Genomic DNA, 20462 nt, shown 5'->3' with positions numbered 1-20462 from the left:
TCGTGCCATACGGTGAGGAAAAGCTGGGAAAGGCGACCTTGCGCTGGCAGCCAGATAAGAAGGGCGGCTTCGTTGGTGTCGTCAACGTGGGCGGTAAGCGCGAGACCCTGATCGAGGATGCGGACGAGCCGCGCTTGATAGCACGTCTGCGCAACTATGCCGGTCGATTGCATCCCGACTATTTCGGTTACGATGGTGCGATCAAGCGCTTCCGCCTTTTCATGCCCGAGGGCTTCGCCAGCGCGGACAATGAGCGATCGTACAAGGTGAAGGCAGCGGACAGGCTTGCCGGTGTGCTTTCGATCAATGCCGCGTTGGAAGCCAATGACACCGATGCGATGAAGGTGGCTGGTGCGTCGATCTCGACGAATATGTTGTCGCCTTTCGAGGCCGCGCGTTTGCGTGACACTTTACGAGGAGAGACGGGTGGGCGTTATCTGAGGGGAGCAGCCCAGTTCGCCTTGGGTCAGTACCAGGATGGCATCAGGGAAATGACGGCTGCAGTTCTGCCTCACGGAAGGATTTCATGGCCGCTCATCACGTACCTACCATTCTTGTGGCGTTACGATGAGCATATGTTCCTGAAGCCCGAGGTCACAAAGGACTTTGCCTCACGCGTCGGCAGCAGTTTTTGCCATCGGTATTCTGCTGAGCCCGATGCGCAGACATATGAGGCGCTGCTTGAGTTGGTGGCAGAAACCAAGTGTGAGATCAGGCAATTGGAACCGCAGGACAATATCGACATCCAGAGCTTTATTTGGGTCGTCGGCGAATACCGCGATGGCGAACTGCCCCAATGAACCTGCTCTGGTCCTCCACATTCACCGATGCTCTCGGAAAGCTCACTCCTCAGGAGCAGAAGCAGGTCAAGCTCACCGCGACTGACTTACTCTTCGACCCCAAGGGCAACGGCATCCAGTTGCACCGGGTTGAGAAAACTCAGGGGCTTTGGACAGCGCGTGTCAGTCAGGATCTGCGCATCGTCCTGCACAAGGATGGTGACCACACGTTGCTGGTCTACGTCGGGCATCACGATGAGGCTTATCGCTGGGCGGAACGGCGCAAGCTGGTTCAGCATGAGCGCACGGGCGCGATGCAGATCGTCGAACTGGTCGAGCGGGTTGAAGAGAGGCTTGTTTACGCAGAGAAGGTGGTTGAGGCAGAGCAGGCCAAGCCTTTGCCCGTTCGGAAACCGTTTGCGGCTTTAACCGACGATCAGTTGCTGGACGTTGGTGTGCCTCGTGACTGGCTTGAACCTGTGCGCGAGGCTCCAGAGGCGAGTGTCGATGGCCTGTTCGACAGTCTACCCGACGAAGCTGCGGAAGCCTTGCTCGATTTCCTCACCGGCGGGCGGCTTGAAGATCACATAGCACTCAAAGCAGCGCCCGGAGCTGACCCCTACACCCATCCAGACGCACAGCGTCGCTTTCGCGTTCTCGACAACGTGGAAGAGCTGCAAGCTGCGCTGGACCAGCCCTTCGAGAAGTGGGCGGTGTTCCTCCACCCTGCACAGCGCAGTCTGGCTGAGCGTGACTGGTCTGGACCTGCCCGTGTCACAGGATCGGCGGGTACGGGCAAGACGATCGTCGCCCTCCATCGTGCGGTGCACATCGCAAAGGATGAGGCCGATGCCCGCATTCTGCTCACAACTTTCTCGAAACCACTTGCGCTATCGCTGGGGCGCAAGTTTGAGATCCTGACCGAAGCGGAGCCGCGCTTGCGCGAGAAGGTGCAGGTTCGCACTCTCGATCAGGCAGCCTACGAGTTGCATGCGAAGCATTTCGGTCAGCCGAGCATCGCGAAGCCGTCCCAGATCCGCTCCGCAATTGCCGATGCTATCAAGGCTGGGCTGGGTGAGGGACTTACTCCTGAGTTCTTGTTCGAGGAATGGGAAGAGGTCGTCGACGCCTGGAATGTTACTGAGGCTGGCGCCTATGCAGTCGTTCCCCGCATCGGTCGACGGACACGGCTTGGCCCACAGCAGCGTGATGCTGCGTGGAGTGTGTTCAAGTTCGTGCGCGAGAGGTTGGTGCAGCGAGGTGTCATGACCTGGTCGCAGGTGTTTGCGCGCGTGCAGGAACTTCAAGAGGCTGGCGAGGCAATTGGCTACACGCATGTTGTCGTGGATGAGGCACAGGATCTGTCCGTGGCTCAAGTCAAATTCCTTGGAGCGATTTCGAAGGGGAGAGCCGATGCACTCTTCCTCGCTGGCGACATCGGCCAGAGGATATTCCATCTTCCGTTCAGCTGGACGCGCCTTGGTCTCGATATTCGAGGACGCAGTCATGCACTGAAGGTGAATTACCGGACTTCACACCAGATCAGGTCGATGGCGGACAAGTTGCTCCCGGCGACGATCGCAGACATGGACGGCATTGAGGAAGGTCGACGCGGGACGGTTTCAATCTTCGATGGACCTGAGCCAGAGGTCGTGCTGGTTGACGCGTTCAATCAGGAACGTGACATAGTCGCCTTGTTCATCCGAGAGTGCCTTGATGCCAAGATGCTACAATCCGAGATTGGCGTTCTTGTGCGTGGAGAGGGGCAGCTCGGACGGGCGCGAGAGGCGATCAAGGCGGCTGGCCTGGATGTTCGCGACGAAGCTGGTGTGGCTATTGCCACGATGCACGACGCGAAGGGGCTAGAGTTCCGAGCAGTCGTTGTCATGGCATGCGACGAGGACGTTGTGCCTGACGCCCAGCGTCTAGCTACGATTGGCGACGTAGCCGATCTTGAAGCTGCCTTTGAGACCGAACGGCATTTGCTTTATGTCGCCTGCACGAGGGCGCGTGATCGCCTTCTCGTCACGGGGCTGGAGCCTGGAAGCGAGTTTTTGGACGATCTGACGTCACAGGCTTGAATGTTGATACGAGGGGGCCTTTTTGGGGGCCTTATCAAATCACTCATCCCAAAAGGGCGCCAATTCTTGAGGCTGAAGCGGAAGCCTTGATGCCTCTTCTGGCACCACTTCTCCTTGATCGGAAGAAGCTTCGAAAGGCATCGTCGTAGAGACGGTGCCTTTCGTGCGTTCTGACTGGCGAGATTTCGCAGTCCTCCCGCGCATGGCGCGCGGGAGGATCGTGGGCCTTGTCAGGTTCCCGGGACGGGGACGGGGGTGGGGTTCGTCGCCTCGAAGCTGGCGATCGGATAGGCGCAGTAGTCGGCGGCGTAGTAGGCGCTAGGGCGGTGGTTGCCCGAATCGCCGAGGCCGCCGAAGGGCATGTTGGCGGCGGCGCCGGTGGTCGGGCGGTTGCGGTTGACGACGCCCGCGCGGCTTTCCTCGACGAAGCGGTCCCACAAGGCACTGTCGGCGCTGATGAGGCCAGCCGAGAGGCCGAAGCGGGTGGCGTTGGCGAGGGCAAGCGCCTCGTCGAAGCTGTCGGCGCGCACGATCTGGAGGACCGGGGCGAAGATTTCTGCGTCGGGAACCTCGATGCCGGTGACGTCCAGGATCGCGGGCGCGACGAAGGCCGGGCCGCGTCCCGCGATGCCGGTGAAGGGCACGATCTCGCGTGCGCCGCTCGCGACGAGCGATGCGACTGCATTTTGAGCGATCTGTGCGGCGTGGGCAGAGGCGAGCGGGCCCATGAAGGCCTCGCCCGGCTCGTCCCAGGCCGCAACCCTGATCCGCGCGGTCAGGGTTTCGAGCGCAGCGATGATCGCATCGCCCGTGCTGCCGCTCGGCACGATCAGTCTGCGTGCGCACGAGCAGCGCTGGCCGCTGGTGACGAAGGCCGACTGGACGATGATCGAGGCGGCTTCCTCGGGCGAATCCCAGGCGATCAGCGGGTTGTTGCCGCCCAGTTCGAGCGCGAGGATCACGTGCGGACGATCGAGCGTCGCCTCGCGCAGCGCGCGGCCAGCGCCGGCGGAGCCGGTGAAGAGCAGGCCGTCAATGTCGCCCGCGACGAGCGCCTCGCCGGTCTCGCGTGCGCCTTGCACCAGATTGAACACACCTGCGGGCAGACCGGCCTTTTCCCATGCCTTCGCCATGCGCTCGCCGGTCGCGGGCGCAATTTCGGAGGGCTTGAACACCACGGTGTTGCCCGCGAGCAGGGCGGGGACTATGTGGCCGTTGGGCAGATGGCCGGGAAAATTGTAGGGGCCCAGCACCGCCATGACGCCGTGCCCGCGGTGGCGCAGGACTGCTTCGCCAAACGGCATCTCGGCGCGGCGCTCGCCGGTACGTTCGGCCTGCGCGGCGATCGAGACCGCGACCTTGCCGGCCATGCCCTTGGCCTCGGTGGTGCTTTCCCAGAGCAGCTTGCCGGTTTCGCGCGAGATCGTCTCGGCGAGGCCATCGACATCCTCGAGGATGACCTGCGCGAAACGTTCCACGGCGGCTTTGCGCTCGGCCAGCGGGGTGCTGCGCCAGGCGGGAAGGGCCGCGCGTGCAGCGGCGATGGCGGTGTCGCAATCGGCGGGGGATGCCATCGCGCCCTCCCACACCAGCGCGTCGGATGCGCCTTCCTCGCGCGAGGGATCGGTGGAGCGCAGGCGCGCGCCGCTGGCTTCGGTCCAGCGACCGTCGATGAAGTTCATGGCAGGGTTGCTCCCGTGTCTCGGTGTGTTCGTTTCGCGTGGGGGAGAGGGCGCGTGATCAGGCGGCGCGGGTCATCCCGAAGATGCCGGTCGCATTGCCGCTGTCGAAGCCCAGGTCGAGTTCGTCGGAGCCGGGCAGGGGATCGCGGGTGATGAACTCGAAGAACGAGCCGGGCACTTCGCGGGTGACTTCGCTGCCATCCGCCGCGATCATCGCGCGCGTGACGGTGTCGGCGCGCAGCGCGGTCTGGTGGACGCGCCCGCTCGCCGAATGCTCGACCTTGTCCTTCACCGGCTTGCCGCGTTCGCGAAGGTCGTCGGCGAGCGCGGTAACGTCGGCAACACGGTCGGTCGCGTGGTTGAAGGCGTTGCCTTCGGTGGCGATCCATGCCGCCTCGGCCGACTGGGCGAGCAGGGTCTCGTAGTCGGTTTCGTGTACCGGTGCATGCTGGCGCTCGAAGGCCCCGGCAATGGTCGGCAGCACCGCGAGCGCCTGCTCGAAGGTCACCTCCTTGCGCGCGGCATAGGCGAGCAGGACTTCGTGGGCGAGTTCTCCAAGCGGTTCGTGCGAGGTCGAGAAGGTGGCCTGCGCGGCCTTCGCGAAAGCCTCGTCGAACTGCTCGACGTGCAGTTCGCTGACGAAGTACTGCACCACGTCCTGCGGGAAGTCGGCGTGACAATAGGCATAGCCGGTCATCTTGAGGCGCGGCAGCGGGTAGTCCTTGACCGGCTGGTAGCCGAGCGGAACGAGGATGCGGGCGAAGGCCTCCTGCCCGGCGGGCAAGGCACCGGTCGGGCCTTCGGCAAAGCGGATCGTGCGCAGAGCGCCGTGGTCGAGCATGATCCGCTCGCCCTTGGCCATGCGTTCGGCGACATAGTCGCGCGCGCTGGGCACACGGGCGAGCAGCGCGTGGTAGAGCGTCACGCCCAGCGCGGTTGCGAAGACCGCGCGCGGTACCTTGTCGCCTTCCACGCCGGTCAGGGCCGGGGTGATGTCGAGCGTGTCGAGCGTGGCCTTGCCGGCTTCGTCTCCAAGGTGCGCGCGAACCAGCCGTTCGAGCGTTGGCATCTGTGCATCCTGCATCGTTGATCTCTCCTTGCCGACCTATGTAGCGACGAACGCATCGTGGTGCCACTCGCTGCACAAGACAGATCGCTCGTGACCTTCGCGCCTTGCCCAACTAGAAGCGGCGCATGGCTGAGAGCGGACCTGTGCTGAAGATCAAGATCCAGATCTATTGCGGCGATGAGATCGCAATGGGGCCTGGCAAGGCCGACCTGCTCGACGCGATTGTCGCCGAAGGTTCGATTTCGGGCGCGGCGCGCAAGCTGGGCATGAGCTATCGCCGGGCCTGGCTGCTCGTCGATGCGATGAACCGTTGCTGGAAGGATCCGCTGGTCGAGACCATGCCGGGCGGCGCGGTGCGCGGTGGCGCGCGGCTCACGCCTTACGGGCGCGGCATCCTCGTACTCTATCGCAGCCTGCAGGGACAGGCTGGCGCGCTTGGCAACTGCCGCGAGTGGGGCGAACTGGAGGCGGCCGTGCTCGAGCGGCCGCGCGAGCACCAGAAGGACTGAGAGCGAGCGAGGCCGCGCCCTGGCGCTCAGCCTGCGTGCCGGTCGAGCGTGACGACATGGTCGGCGAGCCGGTCGACCTCGCGCCGGTCGTGGCTGACGTAGAGGATCGGCAGGGCCAGGTCGTCGCGGATGCGTTCGATCACCGCCATGATGTCGCCGCGCCGGTCCTCGTCGAGCGAGGACAGCGGCTCGTCCATGAGCAGGAAGCGCGGTCCGCTCAGCAAGGCGCGCCCGATGGCTACGCGCTGCATCTCGCCGCCCGACAAGGTGCGCGGCATGCGCGCGAGCAGGTGCGCGATACCGAGGAAGTCGGCGGCCTCCTCGAGCGCCATCCAGCGCCGCGCAGCGGGCGCACGGCGAAAGCCGTAGAGCAGGTTGTCGCGCACCGAACGATGCGGGAACAGGCGACTGTCTTGGAAAACGTAGCCGCAGGCACGCCGCTCGGGCTTGAGAGAGATGCGCGCCGCACTGTCGAAGAGCACGTCCTCGCCCACGCGGATATGGCCAGATGTTGGGCGCAGCAGTCCGGCGACAGCGTTGAGTACGCTCGACTTGCCGACCCCGGAGGGACCGAAAAGCGCGGTCAGCCCGCTCCCGACGCTAAAGCGGGCCTCGATATGCGCCGTGCCCGGCCGCAGGACCAGGTCGAGGTCAAAGGACATGGCGGCCCTTTCCATGGCCACTGCGGCGCACCAGCATCTCGGAAATGACGAGCGCGGCGAGCGAGAGCAGGACCGATATCATAGCAAGGCGCGCGACGTCGCTTTCGCTGCCCGGTATCTGGAGCGCGGTGTAGATGGCGAGAGGCAGGGTGCGCGTCTCGCCCGGTATGTTCGAGGCGAAAGTGATCGTCGCGCCGAACTCGCCGATCGAGCGCGCGAAGCCGAGCACGACGGCGGCGAGCACGCCGGGCATGGCAAGCGGCAGCGTCACCGAGGCGAAGGTGCCCCAGGCTCCGGCTCCGAGCGTGCGCGCGGCGCTCTCGAGCCGGCGGTCGACTTCGTCGAGCGAAAGGCGGATCGCGCGGACCATCAGCGGCAATGCCATGATTGCGGCAGCAAGCGCGGCGCCGGTCCAGCGAAAGATCAGGCCCGCGCCGAAAGTACGCTCGATCAGGGCGCCGAGGAAAGTGTTGCCGCCCAGCGTGAGCAGCAGGATCCAGCCGGTCACGACCGGGGGCAGGACCAGCGGCAGGTGGACGATGGCATCGAGCACGATCTTGCCGGGAACACGGCTGCGCGAAAGGACCCAGGCAAGCGCGAAGGCCAGTGGCAGGTCAACGAGTATCGCGACCGTGCTGACCTTGAGCGAGAGCAGCACGATCTCCCATTCTGTCGGGGAGAGCGAGAAGGACATCGTGCGTCTGTGGCTCAGCGCCTGCCGAAACCGAAGCGGGCGAAGATGCGGCGTCCCTCGTCCGAGAGCAGGTAGCGGCGGAAGCCCTCCGCCTCGTGGCTGTCGGACTTGGCCAGCAGTGCGAGCGGATAGCTGATCGGCTTGTGGCTCGAGCGCGGGAATACCCCGACGACGCGCACGCCCTTGTCCTGCATCGCATCGGTTGCGTAGACCACACCGAGCGGGGTCTCGCCGCGGCTGACGAGTGCGAGGGCGACGCGCACGTTCTCGGCGCTGGCGACCCGGCCCGAGAGCTTGCTCCACTGGCCCATGCTGGTCAGGGCCTCCTTGCCGTAGCGCCCTGCCGGGACGGCGTCGGGATTGGCCATGGCGAGGCGCCCCTTGCCCAGTGCGCCCGCGATGTCGGCCCCCTTGCCGAGGTCCAGCCTGAGGCTTGTCGAGCGCGGTGCGATCAGGACGATGTCGTTGGCGAGGAACGAGGTGCGCGTGCCCTTGCGCAGCAGTCCGCGTCCGGCGAGATAGTCCATCCAGGCCTCGTCGGCGGAGACGAACATGTCGGCAGGCGCGCCCGCGGCGATCTGGCGCGCGAGCGCCGAGGACCCGGCGAACGAGACGACCGGCCGGGGGTGACCTTTTGCGGCCCAGCCGTCGGCTGCCGCGTTCATCGCCTCCTGAAGGCTTGCTGCGGCCAGCACGACCGGTGCGCGCGGTGCTGCGCACGCCGGGGAAAGACCCAGGGCTGCAATCGCGATCGCGAGCAGCACGCTCAGGTGCCTGGCGATGCGGCGGGAGAAGGTTGGCACAGGCATGGTCCTTGTTAGGCTTGTATATGGTCAGATATCGATGCGTCGGTCTTAGAACATCGGTTCGGGAGTGCAAGCCACCATGCACCCCTTGCGCGAGGACACGGGGGCGGCATCCCAAGTAGATAGATCGGAGCATCAGCAACGTCCCGCATGAACAAAAGCTCCGGCTGACAAATCGAAGCTTGTTTCTCTTTGAAATCACACCCTATATCCATCTGTATATAGACGGTCCGCTATTTCTGCGAAGGCGACAGGGCAAAGAGATGGCTGGTCGCGAACGTGCCTGCGCCGTGCCATACGAAGGAAACAAGCATTGCATTCGAAATCCTGGGGTGAGCTGGCAATGACCGGCTGCGCGGCTGTGGCCTTGGTGTCCTGCCCGAGGCTCGCGTGCGCCGAGGAGGCGGACGCGGATAAGGCACCGAGCCTTCAGCAGGCGCTTGGCGACCCCGAGGGGCTTACCGTCAATGGCTCGATCCGCGCGCGGTACGAGACCATCGATAATCAGTTTCGTCCGACGCGCGATCGCAGCAGCGATGCGTTGCTGCTCCAGACCGACATCCAGGTGGAGTACGATACCGGCCCGATAAGGATCGGTGCGGAAGTGATGGATGCCCGCGCTTACGGCGGCGGGCAAGGCAGTTCTCTGGGCACCGGCGAGGTCAATGCGCTGGAACTGGCACAGGCCTATCTCGGCTTCGATCTCGGCGAGGCACTCGGGCAGGGTTCCGACACGCGCCTCACCGCGGGGCGCTTCACGATGAACATGGGTTCGCGCAGGCTGATCGCGCGCAATGCCTTTCGCAACACCACCAATGCCTTCACCGGGTTTCGGCTCGATCATGAAAGCGCTGGCGGCGCGAGGCTGTCCGCCTTCTACACGCTGCCGATGCAGCGCTTGCCCGATACGCGCGCAGACATCCTCGACAATCGCATCCGCGCGGACCGGCAGGATTTCGACCTTACTTTCTGGGGCGGTTTCGCGAGCATTCCGCTGGGGGCGAGCGGTGCCCGCCTGGAGGCTTACTACTACGGTTTCGACGAGGGCGATCGTCCGGACGACCAGACGCGCAATCGCCACTTGCGCACGCCAGGTGCGCGTCTCGTGCGCGAACCTGCGGCTGGCCGGTTCGATTTCGAACTGGAAGGCGCCTACCAATACGGCACCATACGAAAGAGCGCGCTACCCGGTGCGGCGAGGCAGGACGCTTCGGCCTGGTTTGCGCATGGCGAGATCGGCTACAAGCTCGCCGGAGGCTGGAAGCCGCGCCTCGCGTTCGAATACGACCGGGCGAGCGGCGACAGGTCGGGCGGCTCGTACAACCGTTTCGACACGCTCTATGGCGCACGCCGCTTCGAGTTCGGCCCGACCTCGCTGTTCGGCGCGCTCGGGCGCACCAACATCTCCTCCCCCGGCGCGCGGCTCGAACTCTCGCCCGACAAACGGCTGGGGCTGATGACGATGTACCGCGCGGCTTGGGTGGACACGACCGACGATACCTTCTCGACCACCGGCGTGATCGGCACCGCGGGAAGCACGGGGAGCTTCGCGGGCCATCAGGTCGAGGCCATGGTGCGCTACTGGCTGGTGCCCGAGACGCTCCAGCTCGAAACCGGCGGTGCGCTGCTGTTCAATGGCGACCTGCTCGAGAACGCGGCGGGCGCTTCGGGTAACGGTGATCCGCGCTACGGCTATGTCAGTGCCATGGTCCGGTTCTGAACCCTCGGTCCGTGCCTACAAGTAACCGACCGCCTCAGATCGTGAAGGGGCGCGCCAGCATCCAGGGCGAGCCGGCGAGCATGCCGGTCATCCACTGCGGCAGGTCGAGCATCGTCGACACCGGGGCCGGGCGCCGAGGGACCTTCTGCTCGCCAAGCATCGGCAGGACCGTGCGCAGGACCTCGGGGACCTTGATCCCCATGTTCATGGGAAACTCCGGGTTGGTGCTGTGCCATGCGCCGGGCACGATATAGTCGGCCGGGATGTCGGCGCGCGAGTTGAGCGCGCCGAACATGTCGAACTGTCCCATGATGTCGAACACGCGCCCGGCGAATTCGGGCGGCATACCGACCTTGGCCGAGACGGTGATGATCTGCGTGCGCCGGACCAAAGGGGCCAGCTTGTCCAGCTTGCGCAGCGCATAGAGTGCCTCGGAAATGACGAGGTTGCCCTTGGAGTGGCCGATCAGCATCGGTACCTTGAAGGCGGGCGCCTCGAGCAGCGCGATAAGGGTGGCAGTGTCCTTGCTCAGGCGCAGAAACGAATCCGCTTCGACGGAGGTCAGCGAGTGGGTGTGGTCTGACATCGCATGTGCGACCCGGTCGAGGCCTTCGAAACTGTGCCGCAGCGAATTGAGCGCGCCGAACCAGGCGAAGCCTCCGAGCGCCTCGGTGGCGACGTCGGACAGCCCATAGCCCGAGACGACCGCGGCGACCGGGCCGCCAAGCGCTTCGGCGACATTGCGCGCGAAGGCTGCCGCGCCGATCGCGGAACTGCCAACGCCCGCCACTGCGAGTGCCCGGGCCTTGCCGCCCCGCGCATCGAGGAAGTCCTGGATCTCGGTGAAGACCTCGACCGCCCCTTCGCCCGGAGGTGGCACGAGCAGCATCGTGCCCTCGCGCGCGCGCCATGAGGCGAGTGCCCTGACTTCTTCGGCACTGACTTGCGCGATGTCGTAGAACAGGGCGTCGAGCAGGGCATTGCGCTCCTCGAACCAGGCGAGCGCGGCGTGGGCCGGGTCTTTGTTCGTCTGCTCTGGAAGGTCGGCCAGCTTCTTGCGCTCGGCGGTGACGAGGTTTTCGACGGTGGATGGCATTGCGGCTCTCCCGGTTCGATTCCCGGGCTAAGGATAACATGCCTTGGCCTTGCGCACATCTTCGCAGGAATGCGCAGGGTCCGTGCCTCAGCGTGCGCGCGCCACGACCGGTCGTGTGCTCGAGCGCACGACCAGCGCTCCTTGCGCCACGTGGTGCGCGTGGCTTTCGGGCTCGCGGCGCAAGGCTTCGATCATCTCGACGGTGCGCGCGACCATGCCCTCGCACGGCTGCGAGAAGGTGGTGAGGGCAAAGCCGGGCCAGGCCGCCATGGGCACATCGTCGTAGCCCACGATCGAGATCTCGCGTCCGACATCGAGGCCCAGTTCGTGACGCGCGACACTGATCGCGGCAAGCGCCATGGTGTCGTTGGCGCAGAACAGGGCATCGGGGCGGTCCTCGCGCAGGAGCAGGCGCCGGGTCGCGGCCATCGCGCCTTCGTGCGTGAAGTGGCCGTGCTCGATGATCGGCGCGGGCAGTCCGGCGCTCAGGAGGGCGGCGGTGAAGGCTTCCTCGCGTTGGCGGTTGGTCGAGGAATCGGGGGTGCCGGCCATGTAGGCCATTGCCCGATGGCCGCCTGCGAGCAGGTGCGCGGCGATGGTGCGTGCGCCAGCGGCATTGTCGCCGATGATGCTCGAGGTCCCCGCATCCGCACTGGTGCGGTTGAAGTGGATCACCGGCACGCGCGCCTTGCGGCACTGGTCGGCGAGGTTCGATGAGAGATTGACCGAGAGAAGCACGAGCGCGTCGATGCGGTAGTGGAGGACTTCCTGCAGGCTGGGCTCGGCATCGTGGTCGCGGGTCGCGGGGAACAGCATCAGGCGCAGGCCCGCCGCATCGAGGGCTGTCGCAAGCAGCTCGAGGGTGCGCACGAAGAACGGGTTCTCCATGTTGCCCACGCCCACCCCGACGATCCCCGAGCGCCCGTGCATCAGCGAGCGGGCGAGCGGGTTGGGTCGGTAGCCCAGCTTCTCGGCGGCAGCGAGGACGCGGGTGCGGGTCTTTTCCGAGACGCTAGCGCCCGGTGTGAAGGCGCGCGAGACCGCCGACTGCGAGACGCCCGCCTCGCGCGCTACGTCGAGTGCGGTGATGGTGGAAGAGGATAGGGAGGGGGCTTCGCTCGCCTGCACGTCAGTTCAATCCATTCGTGGGTCTTTCAGCGACCCTAGTTGTGCAGGCTGAGAACGGCAAGATGACTGCGCATGCATCGTAGTGTCCGCCAGATGAGAGGCATTTCTCTTCATGTTGTGAATCAATAAATGAATGTGTATGCAACGGTCTCGCCGCAGAGGCTGCGCATTGTTTGCGATGCTCGGGCGGCATGGACATGCAAGGGAGTGCAAGAATGGCCCAGTGGCTCAAGCGCGGTGCGACGGCACAGGCGAAGGCAGATGCGGATCGCAAGGTGCGCGACATCGTCGAGGCGGCGCTCGCCGACATCGAGAAGCGTGGCGACGCCGCCGTGCGCGAGATGTCGATCAATTTCGACAAGTGGGATCGCGAGGATTACCGCCTCACCCAGGCCGAGATCGACCGTTGCGTCGAGACACTCACGCCGCAGGAGCGCAAGGATATCGAGTTCGCGCAGACCCAGGTGCGCGGCTTCGCGCAGGTCCAGCGCGAGTCGATGAAGGATGTCGAGGTCGAGACGCTGCCCGGCGTTGTGCTCGGCCACAAGAACATCCCGCTCGGTTCGGCCGGTTGCTACGTACCCGGCGGCAAGTATCCGCTGCTCGCCGGTGCGCACATGTCGGTGATCACCGCCAAGGTCGCGGGCGTGAAGCGCGTCGTGACCTGCGCGCCGCCGTTCCAGGGCCAGCCCGCGCGCGCCATCGTCGCCGCGCAGGCGCTTGCCGGTGCCGACGAAATCTACGCGCTGGGCGGTATTCAGGCGGTCGGCGCGATGGCGCTGGGCACTCAGTCGATCGATCCGGTCGACATCCTCGTCGGCCCGGGCAACGCCTTTGTCGCCGAGGCCAAGCGTCAGCTCTACGGTCGCGTGGGCATCGACCTCTTCGCCGGTCCGACCGAGACGCTGATCATCGCTGACGAGATCGGCTGCGATCCCGAGATGGCGGCGACCGACATCCTCGGGCAGGTCGAGCACGGGCCCGACAGCCCGGGCGTGCTGCTCACCAATTCGGAGAAGTTCGCGCGCGAGACCATGGCCGAGATCGAGCGCCTGCTGCAGATCCTGCCCACCGCCGAACATGCCCGCAAGGCATGGGAGACCTTCGGCGAGGTCATCGTTGCGGACAGCTACGAGGAAATGGTCGCGATCGCCGACGACATCGCCTCCGAGCACGTTCAGGTTATGACCGCAGAGCCCGACTATTTCCTCGACAACATGACCAATTACGGCGCCTTGTTCCTGGGGGCGCGTACCAATGTCAGCTACGGCGATAAGGTCATCGGCACCAACCACACGCTGCCGACCAAGAAGGCGGCGCGCTATACCGGTGGCCTGTGGGTCGGCAAGTTCCTGAAAACCTGCACATACCAGCGCGTGCTTACCGACGAGGCTTCGACGCTGGTGGGCGAGTACTGTTCGCGCCTCTGCGCGCTCGAGGGCTTCGCCGGGCATGGCGAGCAGGCCAATATCCGTGTGCGCCGCTTCGGTGGGCGCGACGTGCCCTATGCCGGGCAGGCCGAGCCGACGCCCGAGACCGCGGCCTGATCGGGACTGGCCATGCTTGCATCAGGGTTTGGCTGACAAGGGAAGGCCGGCGTGCGATGCATGCCGGCCTTCTGCCTTGTTGTGCGAGCGAGATGCTCGCGACCATGCAACCTAGCCAAGACACCAGACGACGGAGCCTGCCATGACCCTGCCCGAAACCCCCAGCTTTCGCCTAGACGGACGCCGCGCGGTGGTGACGGGGGCAGGGCGTGGCATTGGCCTCGCCATCGCTGCAGCGCTCGCACAGGCAGGCGCGCATGTGACGCTCGTCGCGCGCACCGCCAGCGAGATCGAGGAGGGGGCCGCGCAGCTCGTCGCGCAAGGCCTGCAAGCTGAGGCCGCGACGCTCGACGTTTCCGACCTCGCGGCGGTCGCCGACTTCTTCGCGGCGCGAGAGGCCTTCCACGTGCTCGTCAACAATGCCGGAACCAACCGGCCCAAGCCGATGTGGGAGGCCGACGAGGCAGACTACGACGCGGTCATGGACCTTAACGTCAAGTCGGCCTTCTTCGTCGCGCAAGCCTGTGTGAGGAAGATGATCGCGGCGGGCGTGAAGGGTTCGCTGATCCACATGGGGTCGCAGATGGGCCACGTCGGCGGGCCCAATCGCTCGCTCTACTGTGCCTCCAAGTGGGCGATGGAAGGCATGAACAAGGTCTTCGCACTGGACCTCGCTGCACACTACATTCGCTCGAACACGATTGCGCCGACCTTCATCGAGACGCCGATGACGCGCCCCTTCTTCGAGGACGAGGCCTTCCGTGCCAGCGTGCTTGAGAAGATCAAACTGGGGCGGCTCGGCTCGGTCGAGGACCTGATGGGAGCAGCAGTGTTTCTCGCCTCGGATGCATCGGCATTGATGACCGGCACCAGCCTCGTCGTCGATGGCGGCTGGACTGCGGATTAGCCGCTCGCAAAGGACCGGACAAATCGGTTCGGGCGAACATCGTCTCGTACCTTTCGATTCGGACGATGACAGCCAGATGCAGGGTGTAGCGAGGGGATGTGAGCCATCCTGATCCGCTTCTCGTGCTGAATATCCCGTTAGCCATGCAGTTCGTCGAAAACAGCCGCACCAGCCTCAGGTTCTATACGGTCTGTCAACTAAGTTGGCGCCAGTAGGGCCAGATGGTGCCCGAGCCCCGCGAACACAGATCTGTAGTTGAGAAGCGAGCCGACGCAGCGATCATCGCGGCGATCGGCTATTTCCTGTTCGCGACCTTCGCAATCGAGCTCACCTCGAACGGGCGTGACCATGCGACGATCTGGCCGGCCGACGCGCTGATTCTCGCGCTGCTGCTCAAAGAGCCGCGCCGCGACTGGCCGTGGATCCTCTTCGCCGGCTGGGCCGCGAACCTTGCGGCCAATACCGTCGCGCGCGGCTGGACCCTCGGTCTGCTCGCCTATGGCGGTATCAACATGCTTCAGACCGGGCTTGCGGGGCTGATGCTGGTCCATTTGCTGCGAAAGGAGGCGATCTTCGAGGACACCCGCTCGGTCGCCCTGTTCGGGATCGGCGCTGGCGTCATCGCGCCGCTGGTGGGAGGTCTGCTGGGGTCTGCCATGACCTGGCTGATTTATGGCGAGCCCTTCGTGGCCTCGCTTATGCGGTGGTATTTCAGCAATGCGCTGGGGCTGTTGATCCTTACCCCGTTCCTGCGCTCGGTCCTCGACGGCAGCTATCGGCGCTGGCTTGCGGGGTGCAACATGCGTCGGCGGCTCGAGATCGTCGCCAGCTACGCGTTGCACGCTCTCGTTACAGCGCTGGTTTTCGTTCAGGCCCAGGCCCCGCTTCTTTTCGTACCGGTCTGTTCGGTCATCTTCCTTTCTTTCCGGATCGGGCGCCTGGGAACCAAGCTGGGCGTGATGATCGTCGCGATGATCGGGTGTGCAGCATTGCTGGCCGGAGTCGGCCCGATTGCGAGCCTTGCGTTCGGCCAAGGCACTCAGGCCGTGTTCCTTCAGCTCTATCTCGGTCTGTTGCTGGTCGCCACGATGCCGATCGCGGGTATCGTCTCGACCCGCCAGAGCGCACTTGCCAAGCTGGCCGAACGTGAGGAAGCGCTGCGTCACCTGCTTTCGAGTGCGCCGGGTGCGTGTCTCGGCTTCGATGCCAGCGGGGTGTGCAACTGGGCGCAGGGTCCGACCAAGGCCTATCTCGGTCTTGCCCCGGATGCGATGCTCGGCCGCAGTGCGGAAGCTATCTCGTTGCAGGTCGATGCTCTCGTCCGCCAGATGCAGTCCATGGGCAGCACTTGCGAGGGTGTCTCGCGCACGATCGAATTTGTGCCCGTGCGCCGCCCGCATCTGACCCTCGAGGGAACGATAGGAGTGCTGTGGCAAGCCGGTCGGTTGGCCGGAGCCGTGGTTACCTTGCGCGATGCGACCGAGCGTCACGCGCGCGAACTTGCCCTGATGTCGCGTGCAGAAGCCGACGAGCAGACCGGATTGCTCAACGCTTCAGGCTTCCGCGCGCAGTTGCGAGCCGTCCTCGACGACGTTTCCGGTCCGGCCTCGCTCGCGCTGGTCGAAGTGTCAGGACTGGATGCCATCGGCGATCGTCATGGTGCCGAGATCGGTGCCCGTGTGCGCCACGAGGCTGCCCGCCGTGTCAGCCGTGCTGCGCGCGACAGCGATACGGTGGGGCACTTTGGCCCCGATGGTTTCGCGATCCTGTTGCCCTGCGACCTGCTCACCGCGCGCAGCGTGTGCGAGCGCATCACCGACGCCTTGCGCGAGCGGGCGCTCTACAGCGACGGCTCGGTTTCGGTCATTGCCTCGGTTACCTGCGGGGTTGCGGCCTTGCGCGCCGATCTCGACGAAAATGGGGCGATGGACCTGGCGAACCAGGCGCTCGAGGAGCTCAAGTGCTCGGGTCGCAGCGGCGTGAGCATCGCCGCCTGAACCGGCGTGGCGGTGCTCCTTTGGCGGGCAGTGCGACTGGTTTCGAGACCGCGTTGCGCAACCCGGGGCTTGTGCTATCTCTCCGCTTCCCGACGGACCGGCCAGGGGCCCCTGTAGCCACAGGATTGGCCGGTGCGACAGGGTGGGCGTGACCGGTGCAAAGGGGCAAGAGTGTTGCAATGACGGACGCTGGGGCAGCTGTCCCACCGGTGCACGAGCGCCGCTACCGGGCCTTCATCAGCTATAGTCACGCCGACGAGGGCGCCGCCGGGCGGCTGCATCGCTGGCTGGAGACTTACCGCATTCCCTCGCGCCTCGTGGGCGCCGAGACCGCGCGCGGCAAGGTCGGGCAGCGCATGGTGCCGATCTTCCGTGACAGGGCCGAACTGCCCGCAGCGACAAGTCTCGGCGAGGAAGTAAAGAAGGCGCTTGCCGCGTCCGAGGCGCTGCTGGTGCTGTGCTCGCCCAGCGCGGCGCGGTCGCGCTGGGTCGATGCCGAGATCGCACTGTTCCGCGAACTGCATCCCGACCGCCCGATCATCGCTGCAATCCTCGAGGGCGATCCGGCCGAGTGCTTCCCGCCTTCGCTTCTGGTGACCGATGCGCATGGAGAGGTCCACGAGCCGATCGCGGCCGACTTCCGCTCCGAACAGGATGGCGCCAAGCTGGCGCGGCTCAAGATCGTCGCCGGCCTCACCGGTCTGGCGCTCGACCAGATCATCCAGCGCGATGCCCAGCGACAATTGCGCCGCGTGATCGCGATCACGCTCCTGGCGCTGGTGATGACGCTATCGATGGGGCTCATGCTCGTGTTCGCCATCCAGGCGCAGCGCGAGGCCGACCACCAGCGCCGGCAGGCCGAGGGTTTGATCGAATTCATGTTGACCGATCTCAGGCAGAGGCTGAACGGCGTGGGGCGGCTCGACGTGCTCGATACCGTCAACCGCCGCGCCTTCGCCTATTATGCCGACCAGTCGGACCTCGACGATCTGCCGGTGGATTCGCTCGAGCGGCGCGCGCGCGTGCTGCACGCGATGGGCGAGGATGATCACCGGCAGGGCGAATATGATCGCGCCTTGTCGGAATTTCGCGAGGCCGAGCGCGTGACCGGCACGCTGCTGGTTGCAGATCCCGATGATCCCGAGCGCATCTTCAACCATGCGCAGAGCGAATTCTGGCTGGGCTACGTGGTGTTCTCGCATCGCCGTTATGCCGAGGCATTGCCGCGTTTCGAGGCCTATCTTCGGCTGGCACGCCGGTTGGTGCAGATGGAGCCGGACAACGAGAAGTACCTGCGCGAGCTGGCCTATGCCCAGGGCAATATCTGCTCGGTGGTGGTTGCGCAGAACAAGCGTGACGCGCGCCTGAGCGAATGTGGCAATGCGCTGAAAACGATGGAGCAGGTCCACGCGATGGTGCCCGAGGATGCGGGCGTCGAGGCCGATCTGGCCAATCGCCACTCGTGGTACTCCGATGCACTGCGCCTGCAAAAGCGCTATAAGGAGGCGCTCGCCGAGCGGCAGCTGCAAACCGGCATTGCCTTGCGCATGCTGGAAAGGGATCCGCGCAACGTATCCTACGAGCAGAACCTGATGCTCGCGCGCTATTCGACCGCGGTCCTGCTCAACGAGATGGGCGAAAAGGATCGCGCCAGTGCGCTGCTTGCACAGGCCAGCGCCAAGCTCGACGCGCTGATCGCGGCAGACCCGGAAAACATGGATTGGCGCAAGTGGCGCCGAAAGTTCGATACGCCGCTGACGGATTGAGAGGCCTGCCCGGGTGGGGCGGGATATTGCAGAGGGGAAGTAAATGTCGACCTTGAACTACACGCAGTACGGCCTCGCGCCGCTGCTGGACCTGGGGCTGGACGAGGCGGCCGAGCCGCTTGTTTTCACCGTGACCCTGGGCGTGAAGGACGGGCAGATCGTGCTCGACTATGCGCAGAAGAGCAGCGGCAAGGACTATATCGCGATCACCTGCAACAGCTTCGTGGAGATCGTCCTCGAAGGTGATCAGCTCTATTTTTCCAAGGAATTCGATGCCATAACGACGAAGGAAACGCTTTCGTCCTATTACGGCAGTGTAAGCTATGGCGCTTATGATCCCAAGCTCGATCGCTACAAGACCGTGCGTTTCGCCGCGCGCTACAACGAGGGTGGCAAGGTCGGGACGATCCATCGCTTCAATATCAACGTCGACCTGCTCCAGCCGGGCACGGATGGCGAGCCGCGCTGGATCGGTCTCACCATCGATCCCGACATCAAGAACCCGCCGCCGGTGGACTGAATGGACGCCTTGCGCGTGACAAGTCCGATGCTCATTCGCATCCGCCAGGTCGCCCGCGCGGGTGATACCATGCGGGCCTGGCGGATGTTCGGCGAGGCTGGCCTGCATGGCTCGCTCGTGCCCGAGGCGCTCAGCCTCAAGGGGCGCCTGCTCAAGGATCGTGCGCAGCGCAGCAAGGGGGCGGCACGCGCACGCCTGCTGCGCGAGGCGCACGATGCCTATCGCCAGGCTGCCGGCGACAGGCGCGCGACTTACCCGTTGATCAATGCCGCCACCATCGCCTGCCTCAACGGCGACAATGCGCAGGCCGAAGCACTAGCACGCCACGTCCTCGATCTGCTCGCGAGCGGCGATCACGAACCAGAAACCCGCTATTGGCTGGGTGCGACGGCTGCCGAGGCGCTGCTTCTGCTCGGCGATACGCAAGGTTGCCGCAAGGCGCTGGCCGAAGCGGTCGCGCTGGCACCCGATGCCTGGGAGGATCAGGCCGCAACGCTGTCCCAGCTGCGAGCGATCCTTGCCGTAAAGGGGCTCGACAGTGCGCTGCTCGACGGCTTCGGTCCGCCGCCGAGCCTCTACTTCAGCGGGATCATCCTGCTCGCCGATCGCGAGGATGCGGTGCGCGCCGAACTTGCCGCGGTTCTCGAGGAAGTCACGCCGGCCTCGGTCCATGGGGCCTTGGCGGCAGGTGTCGACATTCTCATCGCCGAGCGCGCGCTGGCGCGCGGAGCCGAACTGCACGTGGTGCTGCCCGGGTCGATCGGCACGTTTCGCGAGACTTCGGTCACGCCGTTCGGTGCCCACTGGCTGCCGCGCTTCGACGCCTTGCTGGAGCAGGCTCATTCGGTCACCTGCCTCGACCCGCAGGCGCCGGTATCGCGGGCAGGCATCGACGAGGCGGCCCGGGTGGCGATGGGGCTCGCGATCCGCAGCGCCGATGCGCTGGCAGGCGAGGCGCTGGCACTGCGCGCGGCGCGCAAGGGCGATGCACTGAGCCGTTCGCACGAGGCCTGGCGTGCGCGCGGCCTGCCTCATCGCGAGGTCCTGCTCGATCATCCCGCGCCAGTGCCCCGCGGGGGGCTCGGCGTGAACGTGGTGCGCACGGTTCTGGCCTCGCTCGCGCCGTTTCCGCCCGGGGTTGCGGGTCAGGCGCTGGCGCTGGCCGAGGCGGGTCACCATCTCGCCCTGTTCGAGGATCCGGCAAAGGCAATGGCCCTGGCTGCACAGGTCCTGGCGCTGGATCCCGATGCCCGGCTGGGCCTCGATACCCGTTCGACATTGCCCGATGCTGATCTGCACATCGTCGGCAAGCAGGCCGGGGTTCTGGCGCGCGGTGCCATGCCCGGCGAGGTCTGTGCGCCCTGGCCGCAAGCGGCGGCCTTCGATCTTGTCGCGCCGCAGTACCGTTTCGAGACCGGGGGTGAGATCGTCACCGCGCTCGGTGATATCCCGGTAGGCCGCTACCTGAGGAGCGAGAGCGCCTGACGCTCGCGTCGGTG

Annotated in this window: 17 protein-coding genes; 10 read left to right on the top strand and 7 right to left on the bottom strand. The window is 65.4% G+C overall.

Annotated elements, in window-relative coordinates:
* Positions 1–2: 2 nt before the first annotated feature.
* Positions 3–800, top strand: coding sequence for a hypothetical protein (locus tag I5E68_RS15550; protein ID WP_197165607.1), 798 nt, complete (start codon positions 3–5; stop codon positions 798–800).
* Positions 797–2860, top strand: coding sequence for a 3'-5' exonuclease (locus tag I5E68_RS15545; RefSeq protein ID WP_197165606.1), 2064 nt, complete (start codon positions 797–799; stop codon positions 2858–2860). The genes I5E68_RS15550 and I5E68_RS15545 overlap by 4 nt, the downstream gene beginning before the upstream one ends.
* Positions 2861–3090: 230 nt before the next feature.
* On the opposite strand, the gene astD is transcribed toward I5E68_RS15545, so the two are convergent.
* Both astD and I5E68_RS15535 read right to left on the bottom strand, forming a co-directional pair.
* Positions 3091–4542, bottom strand: a complete 1452-nt coding sequence (astD, locus tag I5E68_RS15540; protein ID WP_197165605.1) for a succinylglutamate-semialdehyde dehydrogenase — start codon at positions 4540–4542, stop codon at positions 3091–3093.
* Between the two features lie 58 nt (positions 4543–4600).
* Positions 4601–5626, bottom strand: a complete 1026-nt coding sequence (locus I5E68_RS15535) for a 2-oxoadipate dioxygenase/decarboxylase family protein (protein ID WP_197165603.1) — start codon at positions 5624–5626, stop codon at positions 4601–4603.
* A 110-nt stretch (positions 5627–5736) separates the two neighbouring features.
* Between I5E68_RS15535 and I5E68_RS15530 the strand changes: the two genes are divergently transcribed.
* Positions 5737–6120 (top strand): winged helix-turn-helix domain-containing protein, encoded by a 384-nt coding sequence (locus I5E68_RS15530; RefSeq protein ID WP_197165601.1) that lies wholly within the window; start codon positions 5737–5739, stop codon positions 6118–6120.
* Between the two features lie 26 nt (positions 6121–6146).
* Here the strand turns inward: I5E68_RS15530 and I5E68_RS15525 are convergent, their stop codons facing one another.
* From I5E68_RS15525 to modA, 3 genes are read right to left on the bottom strand one after another with little or no spacing between them, the layout of a single operon-like run.
* Positions 6147–6782 carry a molybdenum ABC transporter ATP-binding protein gene (locus tag I5E68_RS15525; RefSeq protein WP_197165599.1) on the bottom strand — a complete coding sequence of 212 codons (636 nt, stop codon included), beginning with the start codon at positions 6780–6782 and terminating at the stop codon, positions 6147–6149.
* Complete coding sequence (modB, locus tag I5E68_RS15520; RefSeq protein ID WP_197165596.1) at positions 6772–7476, bottom strand: molybdate ABC transporter permease subunit; 705 nt, start codon at positions 7474–7476, stop codon at positions 6772–6774. Before modB ends, I5E68_RS15525 begins: the two co-directional genes overlap by 11 nt.
* A gap of 14 nt (positions 7477–7490) precedes the next feature.
* Positions 7491–8285 (bottom strand): molybdate ABC transporter substrate-binding protein, encoded by a 795-nt coding sequence (modA, locus tag I5E68_RS15515; RefSeq protein ID WP_197165594.1) that lies wholly within the window; start codon positions 8283–8285, stop codon positions 7491–7493.
* Between the two features lie 310 nt (positions 8286–8595).
* Between modA and I5E68_RS15510 the strand changes: the two genes are divergently transcribed.
* Positions 8596–10002 carry an alginate export family protein gene (locus tag I5E68_RS15510; RefSeq protein WP_197165592.1) on the top strand — a complete coding sequence of 469 codons (1407 nt, stop codon included), beginning with the start codon at positions 8596–8598 and terminating at the stop codon, positions 10000–10002.
* A gap of 34 nt (positions 10003–10036) precedes the next feature.
* Here I5E68_RS15510 and I5E68_RS15505 read toward each other — a convergent pair whose 3' ends face one another.
* Both I5E68_RS15505 and I5E68_RS15500 read right to left on the bottom strand, forming a co-directional pair.
* Positions 10037–11098 (bottom strand): hypothetical protein, encoded by a 1062-nt coding sequence (locus I5E68_RS15505; protein ID WP_197165590.1) that lies wholly within the window; start codon positions 11096–11098, stop codon positions 10037–10039.
* An 87-nt stretch (positions 11099–11185) separates the two neighbouring features.
* Positions 11186–12226 carry a LacI family DNA-binding transcriptional regulator gene (locus tag I5E68_RS15500; RefSeq protein ID WP_323982188.1) on the bottom strand — a complete coding sequence of 347 codons (1041 nt, stop codon included), beginning with the start codon at positions 12224–12226 and terminating at the stop codon, positions 11186–11188.
* A gap of 215 nt (positions 12227–12441) precedes the next feature.
* Here I5E68_RS15500 and hisD point away from each other — a divergent pair, with 215 nt between their 5' ends.
* From hisD to I5E68_RS15470, 6 genes are all read left to right on the top strand, one after another.
* Positions 12442–13773 carry a histidinol dehydrogenase gene (hisD, locus tag I5E68_RS15495; protein ID WP_197165587.1) on the top strand — a complete coding sequence of 444 codons (1332 nt, stop codon included), beginning with the start codon at positions 12442–12444 and terminating at the stop codon, positions 13771–13773.
* Between the two features lie 142 nt (positions 13774–13915).
* Entirely contained in the window at positions 13916–14680 is a 765-nt protein-coding gene (locus I5E68_RS15490) for an SDR family NAD(P)-dependent oxidoreductase (RefSeq protein ID WP_197165585.1), read from the top strand.
* Positions 14681–14901: 221 nt separating this feature from the next.
* Positions 14902–16677, top strand: coding sequence for a sensor domain-containing diguanylate cyclase (locus I5E68_RS15485; protein WP_197165583.1), 1776 nt, complete (start codon positions 14902–14904; stop codon positions 16675–16677).
* 179 nt (positions 16678–16856) lie between these two features.
* Entirely contained in the window at positions 16857–18443 is a 1587-nt protein-coding gene (locus tag I5E68_RS15480; protein WP_197165581.1) for a toll/interleukin-1 receptor domain-containing protein, read from the top strand.
* Positions 18444–18486: 43 nt separating this feature from the next.
* Complete coding sequence (locus I5E68_RS15475) at positions 18487–18963, top strand: nucleotide synthetase (protein ID WP_197165579.1); 477 nt, start codon at positions 18487–18489, stop codon at positions 18961–18963.
* 15 nt (positions 18964–18978) lie between these two features.
* Positions 18979–20448 (top strand): TRAFs-binding domain-containing protein, encoded by a 1470-nt coding sequence (locus I5E68_RS15470; protein WP_197165577.1) that lies wholly within the window; start codon positions 18979–18981, stop codon positions 20446–20448.
* Positions 20449–20462 lie beyond the last annotated feature (14 nt).

This window comes from Novosphingobium aureum, assembly GCF_015865035.1.
Taxonomy (GTDB): Bacteria; Pseudomonadota; Alphaproteobacteria; order Sphingomonadales; family Sphingomonadaceae; genus Novosphingobium; species Novosphingobium aureum.
Note: the sequence above shows the minus strand (reverse complement) of the source record. Positions and strands in the feature narration are given on the sequence as shown.

Excerpts from the sequence above, each read along its gene's own strand:
- I5E68_RS15545 (WP_197165606.1), top strand. The coding sequence starts at position 797 with ATGAACCTGCTCTGGTCCTCCACATTCACCGATGCTCTCGGAAAGCTC.
- astD (WP_197165605.1), bottom strand. The coding sequence starts at position 4,542 with ATGAACTTCATCGACGGTCGCTGGACCGAAGCCAGCGGCGCGCGCCTG.
- I5E68_RS15535 (WP_197165603.1), bottom strand. The coding sequence starts at position 5,626 with ATGCAGGATGCACAGATGCCAACGCTCGAACGGCTGGTTCGCGCGCAC.
- I5E68_RS15530 (WP_197165601.1), top strand. The coding sequence starts at position 5,737 with ATGGCTGAGAGCGGACCTGTGCTGAAGATCAAGATCCAGATCTATTGC.
- I5E68_RS15525 (WP_197165599.1), bottom strand. The coding sequence starts at position 6,782 with ATGTCCTTTGACCTCGACCTGGTCCTGCGGCCGGGCACGGCGCATATC.
- modB (WP_197165596.1), bottom strand. The coding sequence starts at position 7,476 with ATGTCCTTCTCGCTCTCCCCGACAGAATGGGAGATCGTGCTGCTCTCG.
- modA (WP_197165594.1), bottom strand. The coding sequence starts at position 8,285 with ATGCCTGTGCCAACCTTCTCCCGCCGCATCGCCAGGCACCTGAGCGTG.
- I5E68_RS15505 (WP_197165590.1), bottom strand. The coding sequence starts at position 11,098 with ATGCCATCCACCGTCGAAAACCTCGTCACCGCCGAGCGCAAGAAGCTG.
- hisD (WP_197165587.1), top strand. The coding sequence starts at position 12,442 with ATGGCCCAGTGGCTCAAGCGCGGTGCGACGGCACAGGCGAAGGCAGAT.
- I5E68_RS15490 (WP_197165585.1), top strand. The coding sequence starts at position 13,916 with ATGACCCTGCCCGAAACCCCCAGCTTTCGCCTAGACGGACGCCGCGCG.
- I5E68_RS15485 (WP_197165583.1), top strand. The coding sequence starts at position 14,902 with ATGGTGCCCGAGCCCCGCGAACACAGATCTGTAGTTGAGAAGCGAGCC.
- I5E68_RS15480 (WP_197165581.1), top strand. The coding sequence starts at position 16,857 with ATGACGGACGCTGGGGCAGCTGTCCCACCGGTGCACGAGCGCCGCTAC.
- I5E68_RS15475 (WP_197165579.1), top strand. The coding sequence starts at position 18,487 with ATGTCGACCTTGAACTACACGCAGTACGGCCTCGCGCCGCTGCTGGAC.